The organism is Nocardia sp. PLKS1-43 (assembly GCF_059510335.1).
The window spans coordinates 164,551-180,943 of the sequence record NZ_JCAJZQ010000014.1; the positions used below are offsets into that span (position 1 = coordinate 164,551).

The window sequence follows — 16,393 nt, forward strand, 5'->3', positions numbered from 1 at the left end:
GGCTCATCGACGCTGCGCGTAGGCCACCGCGACCTGGACCCGGGAGCGCAGCCCGAGTTTGGACAGAATGTTCGACACATGTGTCTGCACGGTTCGCCGCGACAAGAACATCTTCTCGGCGATCTCGGCATTGGAGCATCCCTGTGCCACCTGCACCGCGACCTTGTCCTCGGTCGCGGTCAACGCTTCCCATCCGGTCTTGGGCCGCCGGCGCGAGCCCCGCGCTCCGCGACGCACGCCCAGTTCGCGCAGCCGGGCCTGTGCCCGGGCGGTCTCCGGACCCGCGCCGAGACCCTCGTAACACCGCACCGCCGCCTCGAGCGCGGCACAGGCCTCCGCCGTGCGCCCGCTGCGGACCAGCATCTCGGCCAGATTCTCCCCGGCCAGCGCGGCGAATCGGGGCCGCTGCGATCGCGCGAATTCGGCCACGGCCGCGGCGACCCGGTCCACATCACCGTCGGCGAGGCCGCGGAACAGCAGCACGGTGGTCGGGTCGCCGGGCGTGGACAGGCTCTCCACCAGTGACTCCGCGGCCGCGGCGGCCACCGTGCCCTCGATGAGCTCGGCCACCCTGTCCACCGCGGCCGCCGGCGGAACCGGGCGACCGGACGATTCACCCGCCGTCGCGGCCGGTGCGGCGATCCGCTCCAGATGCAGCCCGGCCACCTCGACGTGCCGGCGCAGGGTCGTCCGGATCGACGGGGACACCCGCTCGGCCAGGACCCGGCGCACCAGATCGTGCCGGAAGACCAGTTCGTCCCCGTCGTGCACCAGCACGCGCGCCTCGACCGCGGTGCGGATCTCGTTCCACACCTCGATCAGCGAAATGTCAAGGATCTCAGCGAGTTTCACCGGATCGATGCGCGGGGCCAGCGCGGCGGCCACCTCGAGCGTGTGCCGTGCCGATGCGGGCAGGAAGTCCAGCCGACGCGCGATCCTGGCCGACAGCGCGTCCGGGAGTCCGGCGCCGGGCTCGGCCGCGGGACGTGCGTTCAGCAGATCGGTGAGGTACATCGGATTTCCGGCGGCACCCGCGATCAGGGCGTTCAGGTGCGGTTCGGGTGGCGCGCCGAGCGAGTTCGCCGCCAGCCGGGCGACGTCGGCATCGGCCAACGGGCCCAAGGGCATTCGCCGCGCACCAACCGCGTCGAACTCCGACAGCAGGCGCGGCAGGCCGGGCCCCAGCGGGTAGGGGCGCATGGCCACCACGACCAGCAGCGGCATGGTGTCCACCGCGACGCTCAGCCAGCGCAGCACCGACAGGCTCGCCGAGTCGGCCCAATGGATGTCGTCCACCAGTATCGCCACCGGTCCGTCGGCGCACCATCGGCCCAGCAGTTCGGAAATGGCGGCGGTGACGGCGAACTCGGAGACCGGGCGGCCTTCACCGGCGTCCTCGAACCGGGCACCCAGCCGGTACCCGGCCGCGCTGCCGTCGCGATCGCCCAGCGCCACACACGAACCGATGGCAGCGCCGGGGATCGGCTGTTCCGCCTCGGTCGCCGCGCCGAACAGAACCCGGATCCGCTCCGCGGCGGCCATGCCGACGACGTGATGCAGCAGTGCGGACTTACCGATGCCGGGTTCGCCCTCGATGAGCACGAAGGCGCCGCGGTCACCGGCCGCGACCCGGTCGATCAGCGCGGCGATCCGCTCGATCTCCGCGCAGCGCCCGACGAGGTGGACGGCCTGCTCCAGGGGTTCGATCGCTGTCATCCGGCGTACATCACTCCCACGTACCTACTTCGAGTGCGCCGCAAGCCCTGCCGAGCCGCCGGTTCACCCGCGAATTACATCACAATAGATTTATGTCGCGCGATGCACCACCGAAATTGCCACAGCAGAAACATGAGCCCAACAAGGGACGACGAGCGCCCGAACCTATCATGCTCTCGCACCTGGGAATTGCGCTACGCAATGCGCCAGGCGAGTATCGTCGCACTACCGATGCGACCAGCGGGTAACCGTTTCCGGCCGATCCTGATCGCCCGCAGCGCAGCGGTTTCCGGCGCGTCGTTCCGCCGCCGGATCGATCCGCCGCACGGCGCCGCCGGCCGATCCGCGTCCGCGGGTTCCATCACCTCCGGCGCGGCCATTTGCATCTCTGGAGATGTTTTTCGGGTCCGCAGCCCCGCCGTGTGGCCGTCCCGGCGAGCGACACCTACAGTGGGACAACATCAATCGGGTCGAATGCGGGAAGTTCCCGCGAGAGGGGCGGGTCGTGCCGATTCCGTTGCGCGCCGCGGACGGCGCACCGCAGGACAATATCGCGATGGGCCTGGGCTGGGATGCGGCGAAGTGGCGGCTGTTCGGCTCACGCCCGGCCGATATCGACCTGAACGCGGCGGCACTGCTGTTCAGCGGCGATCAACTGGTGGAGGCGGTCTATCACGAGCGGCTCATCTCCAGCGACGGCGCGGTGCGTCTGCACGGCGACAACCTCACCGGCGACGGGCGCGGCGACGACGAGATCATCACCCTGGACCTGGACCGGCTGCCGACCCGGATCAGCGGTGTCGCGCTGCTCGTAACCTGTTACAGCGGACAGACTTTCGACAAGATCCGCAACGGCTTCTGCCGTCTCCTGGACCGCCGGTCCGGCACCCAGATCACTTGGCAGACGATGCTGCGCGGGCCGTACACCGGCATGATCATGGGCATCCTGCTGCGCACGAACGAGGGCTGGCAGTACACCGAGATCGCCGAGGGCATCACCGCGGAACATCCACGCGAGGCCATGCCGCAACTCGCTCGTTACCTGTCCTGATCGGCACCACCACCGCTCGTCGCGGCCGGTACACGCGCCGCGCACCGGACACGCCGCATCTTCACAAACGATCTTGTAACAGTGTGGATACAGTGCGGCGACCTTGTCGCACCCACTTCGAACTCGTGCTTTGCTGAGCGTGCTCCTTTCGCAACCCGCACGTGCCAGCACAGCCGGTCGATGTGGAAGGCTCCGAAATGTCGAAACAGCGTTGTTCTCGACTCGGCAGAACCGTTGCCGTATTGCTCTGCGCCGCAATCGTTTCGATCGGCGTCGCGACACTCTGGCAAGCGCCGCTCGCCCGCGCGGACTGCCACACCCTCTGTGATGACGCCGCGAGTCCGGCCTCGGGTTCGGCGTCGGCCGGATCCTCGGCGGCAGGGTCCTCGGCAGGCGGTTCGTCGGCGGCCGGATCATCGGCCATCGGGCCGAATCTGGCGGGTATGGGCCTGAGCCTGGTGATGCCGGTGATGGGTTTCGCGCCGCGCACACTGGCCCGGATCATCGTGCCGCCCACCCAATTTCCGTCCTTCGACAGCGTCATCACCAACGAGAGTTCGTGGAACGTCTTCGCGATCAACCCGAAGTCGGGCGCATACGGCCTCGGGCAGGCGCTGCCCCCGGAGAAGATGGCCCCGTTCGGCGCGGACTGGGCGTTCAACCCCGCGACCCAGATCCGCTGGGCCTACACCTACATGTGCGAGCGGTACGGCGGCCCGGACGGCGCGTGGGCGTTCTGGCAGGCCCATCACTGGTATTGAACGGCCGGCGCGCACACCGGCTCGCATCGCCGCGCACGCCGTAGCGCGCGGCCGCCGCCGGGTAGCGTGGCCGCATGACCGAGAGCTTCGTGGCGCGGGCCGGGCGGATCATCGATGCGATACTCCAGGCCGATCCGGTGACCGCCCTGTACGTCGGCGACCACCGGGTCGATGATCGGCTGCCCGATCTGTCGCCGGAGGCGGTGCGCGCGCAGATCGCGCTGCTGCGCGAGGCCTCGCATGTCCTGGCCGAAGTGGACGCCGATGATCTCGGCGCATCCGACCGGGTGGACCACGCCCTGTTGCAACAGGAAGTGGACCGGCGGATCTTCACTCTCGGGGAATTGCGCGAGCACGAGTGGAATCCGTTGGTGCACAACCCCGGACCGCTGCTGCACGGCCTGCTGGCACGGCCGTTCGCGCCGCCGGAGCATCGCCTGGAACTGCTCACCGCCCGGCTCACCGCACTGCCCGATGCGCTGGCGACCGCCCGCGCCGTGCTGCGGGACTGCCCGAGAATTCACGTCGAGACCGCGATCGCGCAGTTCACGGGTGTCTCCGCGCTGATCCGGGAACAGGCCCCCGCCTTGGCCGCGCAGGTGCCCGGTGCCCGGATCGCCGCGGCCGCCGAAGCGGCCACGGCCGCACTCACCGAATTCACCGGCTGGCTCACCGACCGGCTCGACCGGTCCGAGCGCGACCCGCGCCTGGGGCGGCGGCTCTGGGAGGCCACGCTCTGGCACACCCTGGACACCGAGCTCAGCGCCGCGCAGGTGATCGATCGCGCCCACCGGCACCTGGACCACCTGATGGACGAGATCCGGAGCACCGCAGGTGAACTCCTCGGAGTCGGCGATCCCACCGACGAGACCGTGCGCGCCGCGCTACAGCATCTGGCCGTCGATCACCCCACCGACGAGACCGTCCTGGCCACCGCGACCGCGGCTCTGGAGGAGGCCGAAACCTTCACCGCCGCAGAAGATCTGGTGACCCTGATCGACGATCCACTGATCGTGCAGGAGATGCCGGAGTTCGCCCGCGGGGTCGCCGTGGCCTACTGTGATTCCCCCGGTGCGCTCGAAATCGAAGGCGCGCCCACCTTTTTCGCGATCTCGCCGACACCGCGGGACTGGACCGCCGAGCGGGTCGCCTCGTTCTATCGCGAATACAACGACCACATGCTGCGCAATCTCACCGTGCACGAGGCGATGCCGGGCCACTATCTGCAATTGGCCCACGCGCGCCGGTTCCGCGGGTCCACCGCCGCGCGCGGACTGTGCGCCAGCGGCACTTTCATCGAGGGCTGGGCCGTCTACGCCGAACAGCTGATGTCCGAGCGAGGATTCGGCGGCCTGCCGGTCCGGTTGCAGCAGCTCAAATCCCATCTGCGGATGACCATCAACGCGATCCTGGATCAGGGCGTGCACTGCGCGGACATGTCCGAGGCCGAGGCGATGGAGCTGATGCGGCGGCGCGGATTCCAGGAGGAGGGCGAGGCGGCGGGCAAATGGCGTCGCGCTCAGCTGAGTTCGGCCCAGCTGTCCACCTACTTCGTCGGCTACACCGAGGTCGCCTCGATCGCGGCTGCGCGTCCGGCGGGCACCAGCGTGCGGGAGTGGCACGATGCCATGCTCGCGCACGGATCACCCGCGCCACGCCATCTGGCGGAGCTGATCACGCCCGGCTGACCGCTCGCGGGCGTGAGTTATCTCTCCCGCCGCCCGATCCGGACATACCGGACGAAGGCCGACGCCCCGCCAGCAGGCATTTCGCACCCGTTGCACCTGCGAAGACCGGTTTCGGAGCGCGCACCGATTGTCGTACCCGCGCAAGAACTGTCACAATCGTGTTCAGGGTAACGATCGCCGCACAGGTGCGCGTCATCCATCGAATGAGCACGCCGCGGGCTCAGGCCAGGGCTGACGAAAGGCGCGTCGTCATGTTTTTGCGAGTGTTCGCTCCATCGTTCATCGTCGCGATCGCAGCGCTCGTTACAGCGCTGATCTACGGCGGTCCGCAGGCTCTCGTGGCCGCGGCGGTGCTCGGCGTACTCGAAGTATCGCTGTCCTTCGACAACGCCGTGGTGAATGCCGGTGTGCTGCAACGCATGAGCGTGTTCTGGCAACGGATGTTCCTGACCGTCGGCGTGGTGATCGCGGTCTTCGGGATGCGGTTGCTGTTCCCGCTCATCGTGGTCGCGATCGGGGCCCATCTCGATCCGATCCAGGCGTTGCATCTGGCGCTGAATCCGCCGCCGGGCGGTGCGCACTACTTCCCCGACGGGACGCCCAGCTATGAAACCCTGTTGAACGAGGCCAATCCCAAGATCGCCGCCTTCGGCGGGATGTTCCTGCTGCTGCTTTTCCTCAACTTCGTCTGCGCGGAGCGCGAGACCACCTGGCTGAGCTGGATCGAACGTCCGCTGGCCCGGCTGGGCCGGTTCGCCATGTTCCCCGTGGTGACCTCGCTCGTCGTGCTGGTGCTGATCGCGGGCGTGGTCACCCCCGACGGCCAGGCCACCGTGGTGATGGTCGCCGGTGTGCTGGGCATCGTGACGTATCTGCTCGTCGACGGCCTCGGCGCGCAGTTCGACACCGAACACGCCGGGCCTTCGCGCGCCGTGGTCGCGACCGGCCGGGCGGCCTTCTTCGGCTTCCTGTACCTGGAGGTGCTGGACGCCTCGTTCTCCTTCGACGGTGTGATCGGGGCGTTCGCGATCACCGCGGATCCGATCATCATCGCGCTCGGACTGGGGCTGATCGGCGCGATGTTCGTCCGGTCGATCACCGTCTACCTGGTGCGCAAGGGCACCCTGGCGGATTACGTCTACCTCGAACACGGCGCGCACTGGGCCATCGGCGCGCTCGCGGTGATCCTGCTGTGGTCCACCGGACACGCCATCGACGAGGTCACCACGGGCCTGATCGGCGTGGCGATCATCTTCCTCGCGGTCCTGTGCAGCTGGATGTACACCCGCAGGCATCGCGGCCAGACCACACATGCGCAGGCAGCCGAACGCGAGCCCGAGGAGGACGACCCAGCCGCCTCCCCGGAACCCCCGGCCGCGGACCAGAACTACGAGGGCGGCGACGCGGCACTGCGCCTATACGGACCCGAACTGCTGCAGAAGGTGCCGAACCCGCCTTCCGCCAACGGGTTCGGCCGTTCCCGCGAGGCGCTGCCTAACTCGTCCGCGCAATGACCCCGCGCAGGTAGGCGGCCTGCCCGGCGTGCTGCAGATCGTCGGAGATCACGCTGACCAGCCGCACGCTCAGGGTGACCGGCGGATCCCACCGGGTGTCCACCACCCGGGACAGATCCGCATCGGTCAACCCGCGCACATAACGCAACGTCTGCTCGTGGACCGCGTCGTAGTAGCCGGTGAGCAATTCGGCCGGTGCCTGTATTTCCGCGACATCGTCGGCGGAATGGCCGTATCCCGTGTCAGCCGGGTCGATCGGCAGCGCGAACCGCTCGAACCACCCGCGCCCGGTCCACACCTGCTCCTGCCCGGCCACATCGGCGATGTGATCGTCCTGTACCCGGGTCAGATGCCAGACGAGCCAGGCGATCGAGTTGGCGCCCGGGTCGACCCGGAAGTTCAACGCCGCCGCCTCGAGCCCGTCCACCGCCTCGTGCACAACCTCCCGCACCCGCTCGTACCCGTCGATCAGGACCTCGGCACTGGTCGTCATCTCTCGAACTCCTTCCCCACTCGAGGAAACTCGCACGGACCGACCGTACGCCGTACGCGATGGTTATGAACGAGCGCTACTGATCCCTGGCCGATCGGCCGGAGTTCGCCGCAGCCGTGAATGACCACGCACAGGGCCGCGCAAGTTATGGCGCGGGTACCATAACCTTATGGCTTTGAAGAAGACGACGGTCATGGTCGATGAGGCTGACCTCGAATTGGTGAAGAGGGCCGCAGCGCGCGAAGGGCGGCCGGAGTCCGAGTACTTTCGTGAAGCTTTTCATCTGGCCGCGATCCGAACGCGCCGATGGGATGAGGCGTGGGATATCCCCGTTCTCGACTACGGGCACGCGGTGACAGCGGATGAGATCGACAACGCTGTGCGAGATGCGATCACCAACACCGAAGCCGATGCTTGATGATCGTGATCGGCGACACCTCAGGTCTGGTTGCCGCTTTCAACTCGGCGAATCCCGAGCATCTCGACGCGCGCTCCGCGCTTCAGCAGGCGGCTCTGACCATCGTCTCTCCGCTCGTCCTGTTGGAGATCGAGCACATCACCACCCGTAATCTCAACCGCCAAGCTGCTTATGCGGTCAATGATTGGTTGTTGGCGCAGGAGCGCACCGGTCGCATCGAGGTGCCCTCGGTCTCGGCGGACCTCTTGCGGGTCGCGCGGAAGGTGCAGAACCGGTACATGGATTTGCACCTGGATCTCACCGACGCCACCAATGTCTCATTGGCCGAGCGATATGAAACCGCAGAGGTTTTGACGCTCGATCGACGCGATTTCCGCGCGGTTACCCCGCTCACTGGTCATGCCGCGTTCCGCCTGCTGCCCGACGATCTCCAACCGACGGACAACCACCGCGTCCTCAGGTCGGCAGGGGGAGAGAAGGTTCCGACCGACCGGGGCGCTCGGTAGCCAGCGGCGTCGAAGGCGTGTTCAGGGAGAGCAGAGCGTCCAGCCGGGTGCGGTCAGTGCGGTCCGACCCGAACTGTGCCACGCCGGACGGTGGTGTGCGCGACAAGCTCACTGACTCTCCCGCATCCAGCATGCCCGGCTCAGGGACCGAGCGGGGCGTACCAGCCGTACTCGCCGGCGTGCATGGATTTTGAATCGTGTGCTCGCGTGTCCTGTCACACTCGCGATCACCACTTCGTCTATCCGGCATACACGGTGCGGATCCCGTGGAAGGAGACGAATCATGACAATCGCTTATTACATCGTCGCTGTCGTCACAGCCCTGTGGGTCGGGTTCTCCAGCTACTCGCTGTTCGCTCGGAAGGCGTTCGTGGTCGACTCGCTGGTGGCCTACGGGGTGCCGCGGACGTGGTGGAACTGGCTGGCGGCGGCGAAGGGGGCGGGTGCGGTGGGGTTGGTCGTCGGGATCTTCGTTCCCGCGATCGGCGTCGCCGCGGCGATCGGGTTGATCCTGTACTTTCTGGGCGCGGTCGCGACGACCTTGCGGGCGCGCTCGTACCGGACCACCCCGTATCCGGTCCTGTACCTGATCCCCGTCGCGGCCGCTCTCGTCCTGCAACTCGCCGCCGCGTGACGACGCGTCCCGGGGATCACCTCCGGGGGTCAGCGGCCCCGAGGCAGGACAGCCGGGCAGAATGTACGACATGAAGTCCAGGCCGTTGACGCTCATCCAGGACGATCTCGTCGAGTACGACAAGGCCATGGAACGGATGGCGGAGATGGTCGAACAACGGCAGCGCGACGAGCGGCCGGACACCCTGTGGCTGTTGAGTCATCCGCAGGTGTACACCATCGGCCGGCGCACTCCGCACGAGCATCTGCCCGATCCCGCCCACCACATTCCGGTGGTGGAGACGACGCGCGGCGGGCAGCTGACCTACCACGGCCCCGGCCAGCTCGTCGGATACCTGATCGTGAAGCTGGGTGCGGGCGAGGGCGTGGTGGATTACATCCGCGAGGTCGAGTTTCGGCTCATCGAGGCCCTCGATCGACTCGGCATCCGGGCCGAACGCCGCGACACCCCGCCCGGCTCGGAACTGCTGACCGGGGTGTGGACCAGTGCGACGGGGCGCAAGATCGTCTCGATCGGCATGCGCCAGAGCCGCGGGGTCACCAGCCACGGCTTCGCTCTGAACGTCGACGGTGACCTGGAACCCTGGCAGTGGGCGGTGGCCTGCGGTCTGCCCGAGGTCGACATGACCTCGGTGCACCGCGAATCCGGCGCCGGGACGATGGACCGGGTACGCCCGGTCGTCGCCGAGGTGTTCGAGGCCCAACTCTGAGCTTCGTCACGGCGAAGACTTCCCGCTGGTGGTGATTCGCGCCCGCGGCCGGTGCCTGTACGCGGACTTATCCTGCTCAGTGTGGATGACATGCCGTACGCCCGCCTCAGCACCACTGAACGCGAGCGCGCACTGCATGAACTCGCCCATCATCTGAGCGTCGGGCGGCTGAGCCCGGCCGAATTCGAGGAACTCACCACGCGCGCCACGGCGGCCACCAGCACGGCCGAGTTGGCCGGTCTGCTCGCCGACCTGCCGGGACAGGCGCCCAGGCCCTCGACCGAACCGCCCGCCCGCCCGCTGACTCCGATCGCCGTGCTGTCCGCGCTCGTCGTTCTGATCGCGGTCGGCATGAGCGTGCTGGCCGGAAACTGGTTGTGGCTGTTGCTGATTCCGGCCGTTCCGGCCGTAATCCTCGGTGCGCGAGGCATCATCGCGCGCCGGACGGCCTGATTCGCTGAGGAAGTACTGATATGGCGTGGTTCGACAGGGAGTTCATCGCCGTTCCCGAGGCCCGCAAGAACCAGCTGGTCTACAAGTGGCCGGACGTCAGCATCCGCCGCTACTCCCGGGCCGTGGTCAACGCCGACGAGATGGCGTTGTTCGTCAAGTCCGGGCAGGTGGTCGCCACCATGGGGCCCGGACGGCACCGGGTCGACGCCGACGAACTGCCGGTGCTGGGCGCGCTGGTCGACTCGGTGACCGGCGGCAACTTCTATCGCGCCGAACTGTATTTCGTCTCCACCCGAGAGTTTCCGGGGGTCAAATTCGGTGGCCGACTGGCCGATATCGTCGACCCGGCCAGTGAGCAGGTGGTGACGTTGCGCGCTTTCGGCGAATTCGCGCTGTCGGTGCGCGAACCCGGGCAGCTGATCACCTCATTGGCCGGAACGACCGATCTCGCCGATCCCGCCGCAGTGCGGAACTGGTGCTCCGAACTGCTCCTGAAATCCATGAAAGTGACCATCACACAAGGGATTTCCGGGGGCGAATGGCCGATTCTGGGACTGCCCGCGCATCTGCATGCCATCGAGTCGGCGGTATTGCACCAGACCAACACCACGCTCTACGAATACGGTCTGCGCATACCGCGGATGGGCAACTTCGACGTCACCCTCGCTCCCGAAGATGCCGAGCGGCTCAAACGGCTCGCCAAGGATATGACCTACATCCGCCTCACCGGTGACTTCCAGCGTTACGCGGCAGGCGAATTGGCGCTGGACGCGGGCCACGGACTCGCCCACGGCGCGGGCGGTGGCGCGGGCTTCCTGGGAGCGGCCCTGGGACTCAACGCGATTCAGCAGCACACCGCCGCTCCCCCGGCTCCCGCGCTGGCGCAGCCCGCGGCCATGCCCATCTGCCCGGCCTGCAACACCCCCAACCCGGCTGGCGGGCGATTCTGCGCGAACTGTGGCGAAAACCTGAAATCGCCTGAGCCACACCACTGCACGGCCTGTGGACACGAACTGGCGCCGTCGGCCAAATTCTGCAGCTCCTGCGGCGTGGCCACCGGACGCTGACCCCCAGCCTGCAGCCGAAAACACCGCTGCGCCGCGGATCGTGCGGCCTGACAGGCCGGACCATGCGGAAAATCCAACCGGTCGACTCGAACGACCCGCGCCCGCTGCCCGGCAATCGGTTCCGTCGCACACACGACCGCACCGCGTATCCCGCTCGTCGCGAGCAAGCCGGGCCCTATCGACCGAAGGGTGCAGCGCAACAGCGGATCACGCAGCGCGACCCTGACCTGCGCGGCAGAACCGACCGCGCCGGGTAGCGTGCGCGGCCGGGGCAATCCGGCCCGGCAACCGAAAACCGCAGCGCTGCAAGCCGAATCAGGCTGGGCGACCGCGGGACGGTCCGACCGGCCGAACCATGCGGCACGACCGATCGGACCGCGCCCGGATGGTGCGCGGCCCGATCGTACGGCCGGTATCAGTCCGGGATGGCTGTACCCGCCTCGCCGGTGCCGACCAGGCCGCGGAATTGGCGTGCGGCGACGGACAGGGTCGCGAGATCCTTGCTGTCGCTGGCGAAGATGTCCGTCAGCGCCGACCGGGCGCGGGCCAGACGGGGGCGGTTGGTGGACTCCCAGTAGGCGATCTTCTCCGTCGCGCTCTCGGCGGGTTCGGTGATGGTGAGGACGTCGATCGTGAGCGAGCGCAGTGAGCCGTACAGATCGTCGCGGACCGCGAGCCGGGCCAGGGTGCGCCAGCGGTCGCCGCGGTCCAGGCCGGCGACCTCGGTGAGCAGGCGCTGGACCTCGAATCGGTCGTCCAGGGCGTAGTAAAGGGCCACGACCTCCTGCGGATCGCGCTGGGTGATATCGGCGATATCGAGCACATCCAGCAGCGAGAACCGGTGGATGAGCAGATACACCTCCTCGGCCAGATCGCGCGGAGCGCCGCGATCGATCGGCCCGCGCGAGCGGCGCAGCAGATCGGCCGCGAGCGGGCCGGGCTGCCAGGCGGGCACCGCGAGGGTGCGCACCCCTTCCCGGTATCGCGCGATATCCGCGCCGATGGCGATCGGCTGCGGGCGGTGGGCCAGCAGCCAGCGGCACGCGCGATCGAGGGTGCGCTCGGTCTCCAACTCCAGTTCGTCGCGGACCGCGGCGGGCATCGGCGTGGTGCGGATGCGCCCCCAGAGCGTGTGCAGATCGAAGATCTCCACCGCCGTGGTGAAGGCGCGCACGGCATCCGCGGCGTCGGCACCCGCCTCCTCGGCCAGCCGGAAGGCGAAGGAGATGCCGCCGTAGTCGATCATCTCGTTGACCACCGTCGTGGCGACGATCTCCCGGCGCAGCGGATGTCTGCGGATCGCGGCCGCGAATCGTTCGCTCAGCGCTTCGGGGAAGTATCCCGGCAGGCGGGCGGCGAAGGCCGCACTGTCCGGCAGATCACCGGCCAGCAGCTCCTGTTTGATCGAAAGCTTCACGTGCGCGAGCAGATTCGCGATCTCCGGCGAGGTCAGCCCTTCGCCGCGGGCGGCGCGCTCGCTGAGTTCGGCGTCCGACGGCAGCGCCTCGAGCGCGCGGTCCAGTTCGTGCCGGGCCTCGAGATCGGCGATCAGCCTGCGGTGCACCTCCAGCATCGAGCGTGCGTCGCTGCGGGACAGACCCATGCAGAAGTTCTGCGAGATGTTGTCCCGCAGCACGAGTTCGGCGACCTCGTCGGTCATCGAGGCCAGCAGCGGATTGCGATCGGCCGCCGGCAGGTCGCCACTGGTGACCAGGCCGTCCAGCAGCACCTTGATGTTGACCTCGTGGTCCGAGCAATCCACGCCCGCGGAATTGTCCAGCGCGTCGGTATTGCACTTACCGCCGTTGCGGCAGAACTCGATCCGCCCGAGCGAGGTGAGCCCGAGGTTGCCACCCTCGCCGACCACTCTGGCCCGCAAGCGATTCGCGTCGACGCGGACCGGATCGTTGGTCTTGTCACCGGCATCGGCGTCGGACTCGGTGGATGCTTTGACGTAGGTGCCGATTCCACCGTTCCACAGCAGATCCACCGGCGCGAGCAGGATCGCCCGGATCATCTCCGCGGGCGAGAGCGAGTTCACCTCCGGGGAGAGCCCGAGTGCCGCGCGCACCTGCGGGGTGACCGGGATCGCCTTGGCGGTGCGGTCGTAGACGCCGCCGCCCGCACTGATCAACGACCTGTCGTAATCCGCCCACGACGACCGCGGCAACGCGAACATCCGCTCCCGCTCCCCGAACGACACCGCCGCATCCGGATCCGGATCCAAGAAAATATGCCGATGATCGAACGCGGCCACCAGACGAATATGCCGCGAGAGCAACATCCCGTTACCGAACACATCACCCGACATATCCCCCAACCCGACGACGGTGAAATCCGTTGTCTGCGTGTCGATGTCAAGCTCGGCGAAATGCCGCTTCACACTCTCCCAGGCACCCTTGGCGGTGATGCCCATCGCCTTGTGGTCGTAGCCGGTGGATCCGCCGGAAGCGAACGCGTCGCCGAGCCAGAACCCATACGACCGCGCCACCTCGTTCGCGATATCGGAGAACGTCGCGGTCCCCTTGTCCGCGGCCACCACCAAATACGTGTCATCACCATCACGACGCACCACACGCTCGGGCGGAACCACCGCACCCGAGGCATGATCCACGTTGTCGGTCACATCCAGCAGACCCGAGATGAACGTCCGATAGCAGGCGATGCCTTCGGCCTGGGTGGCCTGCCGATCCGCGGCCGGATCGCCGGTCGGGGCGGGCGGCTGCTTGACCACGAAACCACCCTTGGCGCCCACCGGCACGATCACCGCGTTCTTCACCGCCTGCGCCTTCACCAAACCCAAGATCTCGGTCCGGAAATCCTCCAACCGATCCGACCACCGCAACCCACCACGCGCCACCGGACCGAACCGCAGATGCACACCCTCCACCCGCGGCGAATACACGAAAATCTCGAACTGCGGCCTCGGCTCGGGCAATTCGGCGATCTGTCGCGGATCCAATTTGAACGACAGCTGCGGCCGCGGCCGGCCGTCCGCGTCCAGGCGGAAGTAGTTGGTGCGCAATGTCGCCGTGATCAGGCCGAGGATCGCTCGCAGAATGCGGTCGGTGTCCAGGCTGACGACGGCATCGATGGCATCGCGCAGATGTGCCGACACCGTTTCCGCGCTCGCCGAGCTCGTCTCCGGCACGCCGTCGGGATCGAAACGGGCGTAGAACAATTCGGTGAACCAACCGGCCGCGGCGGGATGACTCAGCAGCACCCGGGTGATGTTCGCGAAGGTGTAGGCGAATCCGGCCTGCTGCAGATATTTCGCGTAGGCCCGCAGCACGGCGATCCGGCGCCAGTCCAGGCCGGCGCGCAGGACGAGTTCGTTGAGCCGGTCGACCTCCGCACGACCGAGCCACATGGCCGCGACGGCGTCGCAGAAACGCTGGCGCACAGTGCCTTCGGAAGATTCCTCGGAATGCTCCGGGCGAGTGAGGTCCAGCTCGAGATCCGGATCGGTGGCCGTGCGCAACAGCGTGGCCGGAGCCCGGAGCCCGAAGTCGTAGATCCACCGGCCCGTGTGGCCGGGCAGTTCGATCCGGTACGGGCGTTCGTCCAGAACCTCCATGCCGAGACTGTGCAGCAGTGGCAGGACCCGGCTCAGCGACACCTCCGAACCCGCGACGTACAGCGTGAAACGCCAGTCTCCCGAAGGGGATTCGGGATCGCGATACAGATTCGACGCGACCGAACCGTCCGCGAGCGAGGTCAGCATCGACAGATCCCGCAGCGCCCGGACCGGTTCGTATTCCTGCTGGTAACTGGGCGGGAAGGCATCCGCGCAGCGCTGCGCCACGGCCGCGTCCAGCTCCGGCGCACTCGCCGCCGCGGCGACCAAGCGGTCGGCCCAGGTCCGGGTGGCCGCGACCAGCAGCTCCTGGATCCGGTCGCGGTTGGTCTCGGACAGATCGACCGCCGGGGCGGGGTGGTCCCGCTGCACCGTGAAATATATTGCGGCAACGTCCGATTCGGTGACACGCGCGGAGTAGGCGAGGTGCTCGCCGCCGAACTCGGCCGCCAGCACGTCCTGCATGCGCAGCCGAACCTCGGTGGAGTACCGGTCGCGCGGCAGATACACCAGGCAGTGCACGGCACTGCTGCGGTCATCGCGACGCAGGAACAACCGGACCTGACGCCGCAGCCCGACATTCATGACGGCCGAGACGGTTTCGAACAACCGGCGGGCGTCGGTGGCGAACAGCTCGACGCGCGGGAAGGTCTGCAGCATCTCGAGCATCGCCCGGCCGGAGAAGGAGCTCAAATCCAGGCCGGCCCACTCGATGACCTGGTGCACCCGCCGCGAGATCACCGGGATGTCGAGGATGTCCTCGTGCGTTCCGGTGACGGTGAAAGTTCCGGCGAATACATGGGTACCCGCAACGCTCGAACCGGGTTCCGCACCCGAATCGGCCACGCTGACGAAACACAGATCAGCGGCGCCGGGCAACGCCGAGGCGACCGAACCGGCGGTCAGCTGCAGCGCCGGGCCCGCTGCGCACACGCCGGGAACTGCGGCCCCGTCTCGCAACACACCGAGTCCGGTGCCGGCGAGCTGGACCGATTCGGCATCGGACCCGGTCGGCGCGGGGTAGTAGCCGTACCCGAGGACGCTGAAGTGCCCGTCGGCGAGCCAGCGCAGCAGCCGGGTGTACTCACCGGGGACCGCATCCCCGACCGAGTTCGCCGCTCGGTCGAGCCGATCGGCCACCGTGGTCATGCGCTCCAGCATCGCCGAGGAGTCGTCGTTCACCCGGCGCAGTTCGCCGAGTTGCGCAAGCAGTACCCGTTCGAGGCCGTCCACCGACCGGTCGTCCGTCGCCGGACTCAACTGCACGTGGATCCAGGACTCGGCGGTGGTTCGGCCGCGCACCTCCGGCCGTCCTTCCGCCTCGCGCGGCCACACTCCCTGCAACCGGCCCGCGCTGTCGCGAGCGACGTCGAATACCGGGTGCACGACCTCGGCGATGACGACACCCAGGCGCCGCAGCGCCGAGGTGACCGTATCGACCAGCATCGGCATATCGTCGTTGACGATCTGGATCGCCGGACCGAGCTCAGTACCGTCCGCGGACCGATAGAGGCGGGCCAGCGCGATACCGGGCCGGCGCAGCGCGGCGAGTTCGAGGTGGTGCCGGAAGATCCGTTCGGCCCGGTCGGTGATCGCCGGCGCGGCGGCGCCCGGCTGGATCCACCGGAAGTACACCGCCTCGAGATCGGTCGGGTCGTCCCGGAACCGGCTCACACGGACCGTCCGCTGGGTGGTTGCCGTCATCACTCCGCGCCTCCTGGAGATGGAACGTGCCGCCGTAGGTATATACCACTATTTAACGGCACATTATTTATTGTGCCATCATGTCGGCGGCGAGCTGTTCCC

13 protein-coding genes are annotated in these 16,393 nt (G+C 67.9%); 10 read left to right on the plus strand and 3 right to left on the minus strand.

Annotated features, from left to right (window positions below; genetic code table 11):
• Positions 1-3 precede the first annotated feature (3 nt).
• The gene (locus AC5WS7_RS34390; RefSeq protein WP_495958801.1) at positions 4-1,716 is read right to left on the minus strand and encodes a helix-turn-helix transcriptional regulator; all 1,713 of its coding nucleotides are present in this window, start codon (positions 1,714-1,716) and stop codon (positions 4-6) included.
• 505 nt (positions 1,717-2,221) lie between these two features.
• Between AC5WS7_RS34390 and AC5WS7_RS34395 the strand changes: the two genes are divergently transcribed.
• From AC5WS7_RS34395 to AC5WS7_RS34410, 4 genes are all read left to right on the plus strand, one after another.
• Positions 2,222-2,767 carry a TerD family protein gene (locus AC5WS7_RS34395; RefSeq protein ID WP_495958802.1) on the plus strand — a complete coding sequence of 182 codons (546 nt, stop codon included), beginning with the start codon at positions 2,222-2,224 and terminating at the stop codon, positions 2,765-2,767.
• A gap of 242 nt (positions 2,768-3,009) precedes the next feature.
• A complete protein-coding gene (locus AC5WS7_RS34400) occupies positions 3,010-3,528 on the plus strand; it encodes an aggregation-promoting factor C-terminal-like domain-containing protein (RefSeq protein ID WP_495958803.1) in 519 nt (172 codons plus the stop codon).
• Positions 3,529-3,602: 74 nt separating this feature from the next.
• Entirely contained in the window at positions 3,603-5,216 is a 1,614-nt protein-coding gene (locus AC5WS7_RS34405) for a DUF885 domain-containing protein (RefSeq protein ID WP_495958804.1), read from the plus strand.
• A 251-nt stretch (positions 5,217-5,467) separates the two neighbouring features.
• The gene (locus tag AC5WS7_RS34410) at positions 5,468-6,730 is read left to right on the plus strand and encodes a DUF475 domain-containing protein (protein WP_495958805.1); all 1,263 of its coding nucleotides are present in this window, start codon (positions 5,468-5,470) and stop codon (positions 6,728-6,730) included.
• Here the strand turns inward: AC5WS7_RS34410 and AC5WS7_RS34415 are convergent.
• On the minus strand, positions 6,711-7,223 hold the full coding sequence (locus AC5WS7_RS34415) for a mycothiol transferase (protein ID WP_495958806.1): 513 nt from the start codon (positions 7,221-7,223) through the stop codon (positions 6,711-6,713). The genes AC5WS7_RS34410 and AC5WS7_RS34415 overlap by 20 nt on opposite strands.
• A gap of 169 nt (positions 7,224-7,392) precedes the next feature.
• On the opposite strand from AC5WS7_RS34415, the gene AC5WS7_RS34420 reads away from it, so the two are divergent.
• From AC5WS7_RS34420 to AC5WS7_RS34445, 6 genes are all read left to right on the plus strand, one after another.
• On the plus strand, positions 7,393-7,641 hold the full coding sequence (locus AC5WS7_RS34420) for a ribbon-helix-helix protein, CopG family (RefSeq protein ID WP_495958807.1): 249 nt from the start codon (positions 7,393-7,395) through the stop codon (positions 7,639-7,641).
• A 5-nt stretch (positions 7,642-7,646) separates the two neighbouring features.
• Complete coding sequence (locus AC5WS7_RS34425) at positions 7,647-8,147, plus strand: type II toxin-antitoxin system VapC family toxin (protein ID WP_495958808.1); 501 nt, start codon at positions 7,647-7,649, stop codon at positions 8,145-8,147.
• 283 nt (positions 8,148-8,430) lie between these two features.
• On the plus strand, positions 8,431-8,781 hold the full coding sequence (locus tag AC5WS7_RS34430) for a DoxX family protein (protein WP_495958809.1): 351 nt from the start codon (positions 8,431-8,433) through the stop codon (positions 8,779-8,781).
• 70 nt (positions 8,782-8,851) lie between these two features.
• Complete coding sequence (gene lipB / locus AC5WS7_RS34435) at positions 8,852-9,490, plus strand: lipoyl(octanoyl) transferase LipB (protein ID WP_495958810.1); 639 nt, start codon at positions 8,852-8,854, stop codon at positions 9,488-9,490.
• Between the two features lie 90 nt (positions 9,491-9,580).
• Entirely contained in the window at positions 9,581-9,943 is a 363-nt protein-coding gene (locus AC5WS7_RS34440; protein ID WP_495958851.1) for a DUF1707 domain-containing protein, read from the plus strand.
• Between the two features lie 20 nt (positions 9,944-9,963).
• A complete protein-coding gene (locus AC5WS7_RS34445; RefSeq protein ID WP_495958811.1) occupies positions 9,964-11,010 on the plus strand; it encodes an SPFH domain-containing protein in 1,047 nt (348 codons plus the stop codon).
• Between the two features lie 415 nt (positions 11,011-11,425).
• Here AC5WS7_RS34445 and AC5WS7_RS34450 read toward each other — a convergent pair whose 3' ends face one another.
• Complete coding sequence (locus tag AC5WS7_RS34450) at positions 11,426-16,291, minus strand: NAD-glutamate dehydrogenase (RefSeq protein ID WP_495958812.1); 4,866 nt, start codon at positions 16,289-16,291, stop codon at positions 11,426-11,428.
• Positions 16,292-16,393 lie beyond the last annotated feature (102 nt).

What these genes read in the sequence shown, in the direction of transcription:
- AC5WS7_RS34390 (WP_495958801.1), bottom strand. Translation starts at nt 1,716, where the DNA reads ATGACAGCGATCGAACCCCTGGAGCAGGCCGTCCACCTCGTCGGGCGC.
- AC5WS7_RS34405 (WP_495958804.1), top strand. Translation starts at nt 3,603, where the DNA reads ATGACCGAGAGCTTCGTGGCGCGGGCCGGGCGGATCATCGATGCGATA.
- AC5WS7_RS34410 (WP_495958805.1), top strand. Translation starts at nt 5,468, where the DNA reads ATGTTTTTGCGAGTGTTCGCTCCATCGTTCATCGTCGCGATCGCAGCG.
- AC5WS7_RS34415 (WP_495958806.1), bottom strand. Translation starts at nt 7,223, where the DNA reads ATGACGACCAGTGCCGAGGTCCTGATCGACGGGTACGAGCGGGTGCGG.
- AC5WS7_RS34420 (WP_495958807.1), top strand. Translation starts at nt 7,393, where the DNA reads ATGGCTTTGAAGAAGACGACGGTCATGGTCGATGAGGCTGACCTCGAA.
- AC5WS7_RS34430 (WP_495958809.1), top strand. Translation starts at nt 8,431, where the DNA reads ATGACAATCGCTTATTACATCGTCGCTGTCGTCACAGCCCTGTGGGTC.
- lipB (WP_495958810.1), top strand. Translation starts at nt 8,852, where the DNA reads ATGAAGTCCAGGCCGTTGACGCTCATCCAGGACGATCTCGTCGAGTAC.
- AC5WS7_RS34440 (WP_495958851.1), top strand. Translation starts at nt 9,581, where the DNA reads ATGCCGTACGCCCGCCTCAGCACCACTGAACGCGAGCGCGCACTGCAT.
- AC5WS7_RS34445 (WP_495958811.1), top strand. Translation starts at nt 9,964, where the DNA reads ATGGCGTGGTTCGACAGGGAGTTCATCGCCGTTCCCGAGGCCCGCAAG.
- AC5WS7_RS34450 (WP_495958812.1), bottom strand. Translation starts at nt 16,291, where the DNA reads ATGACGGCAACCACCCAGCGGACGGTCCGTGTGAGCCGGTTCCGGGAC.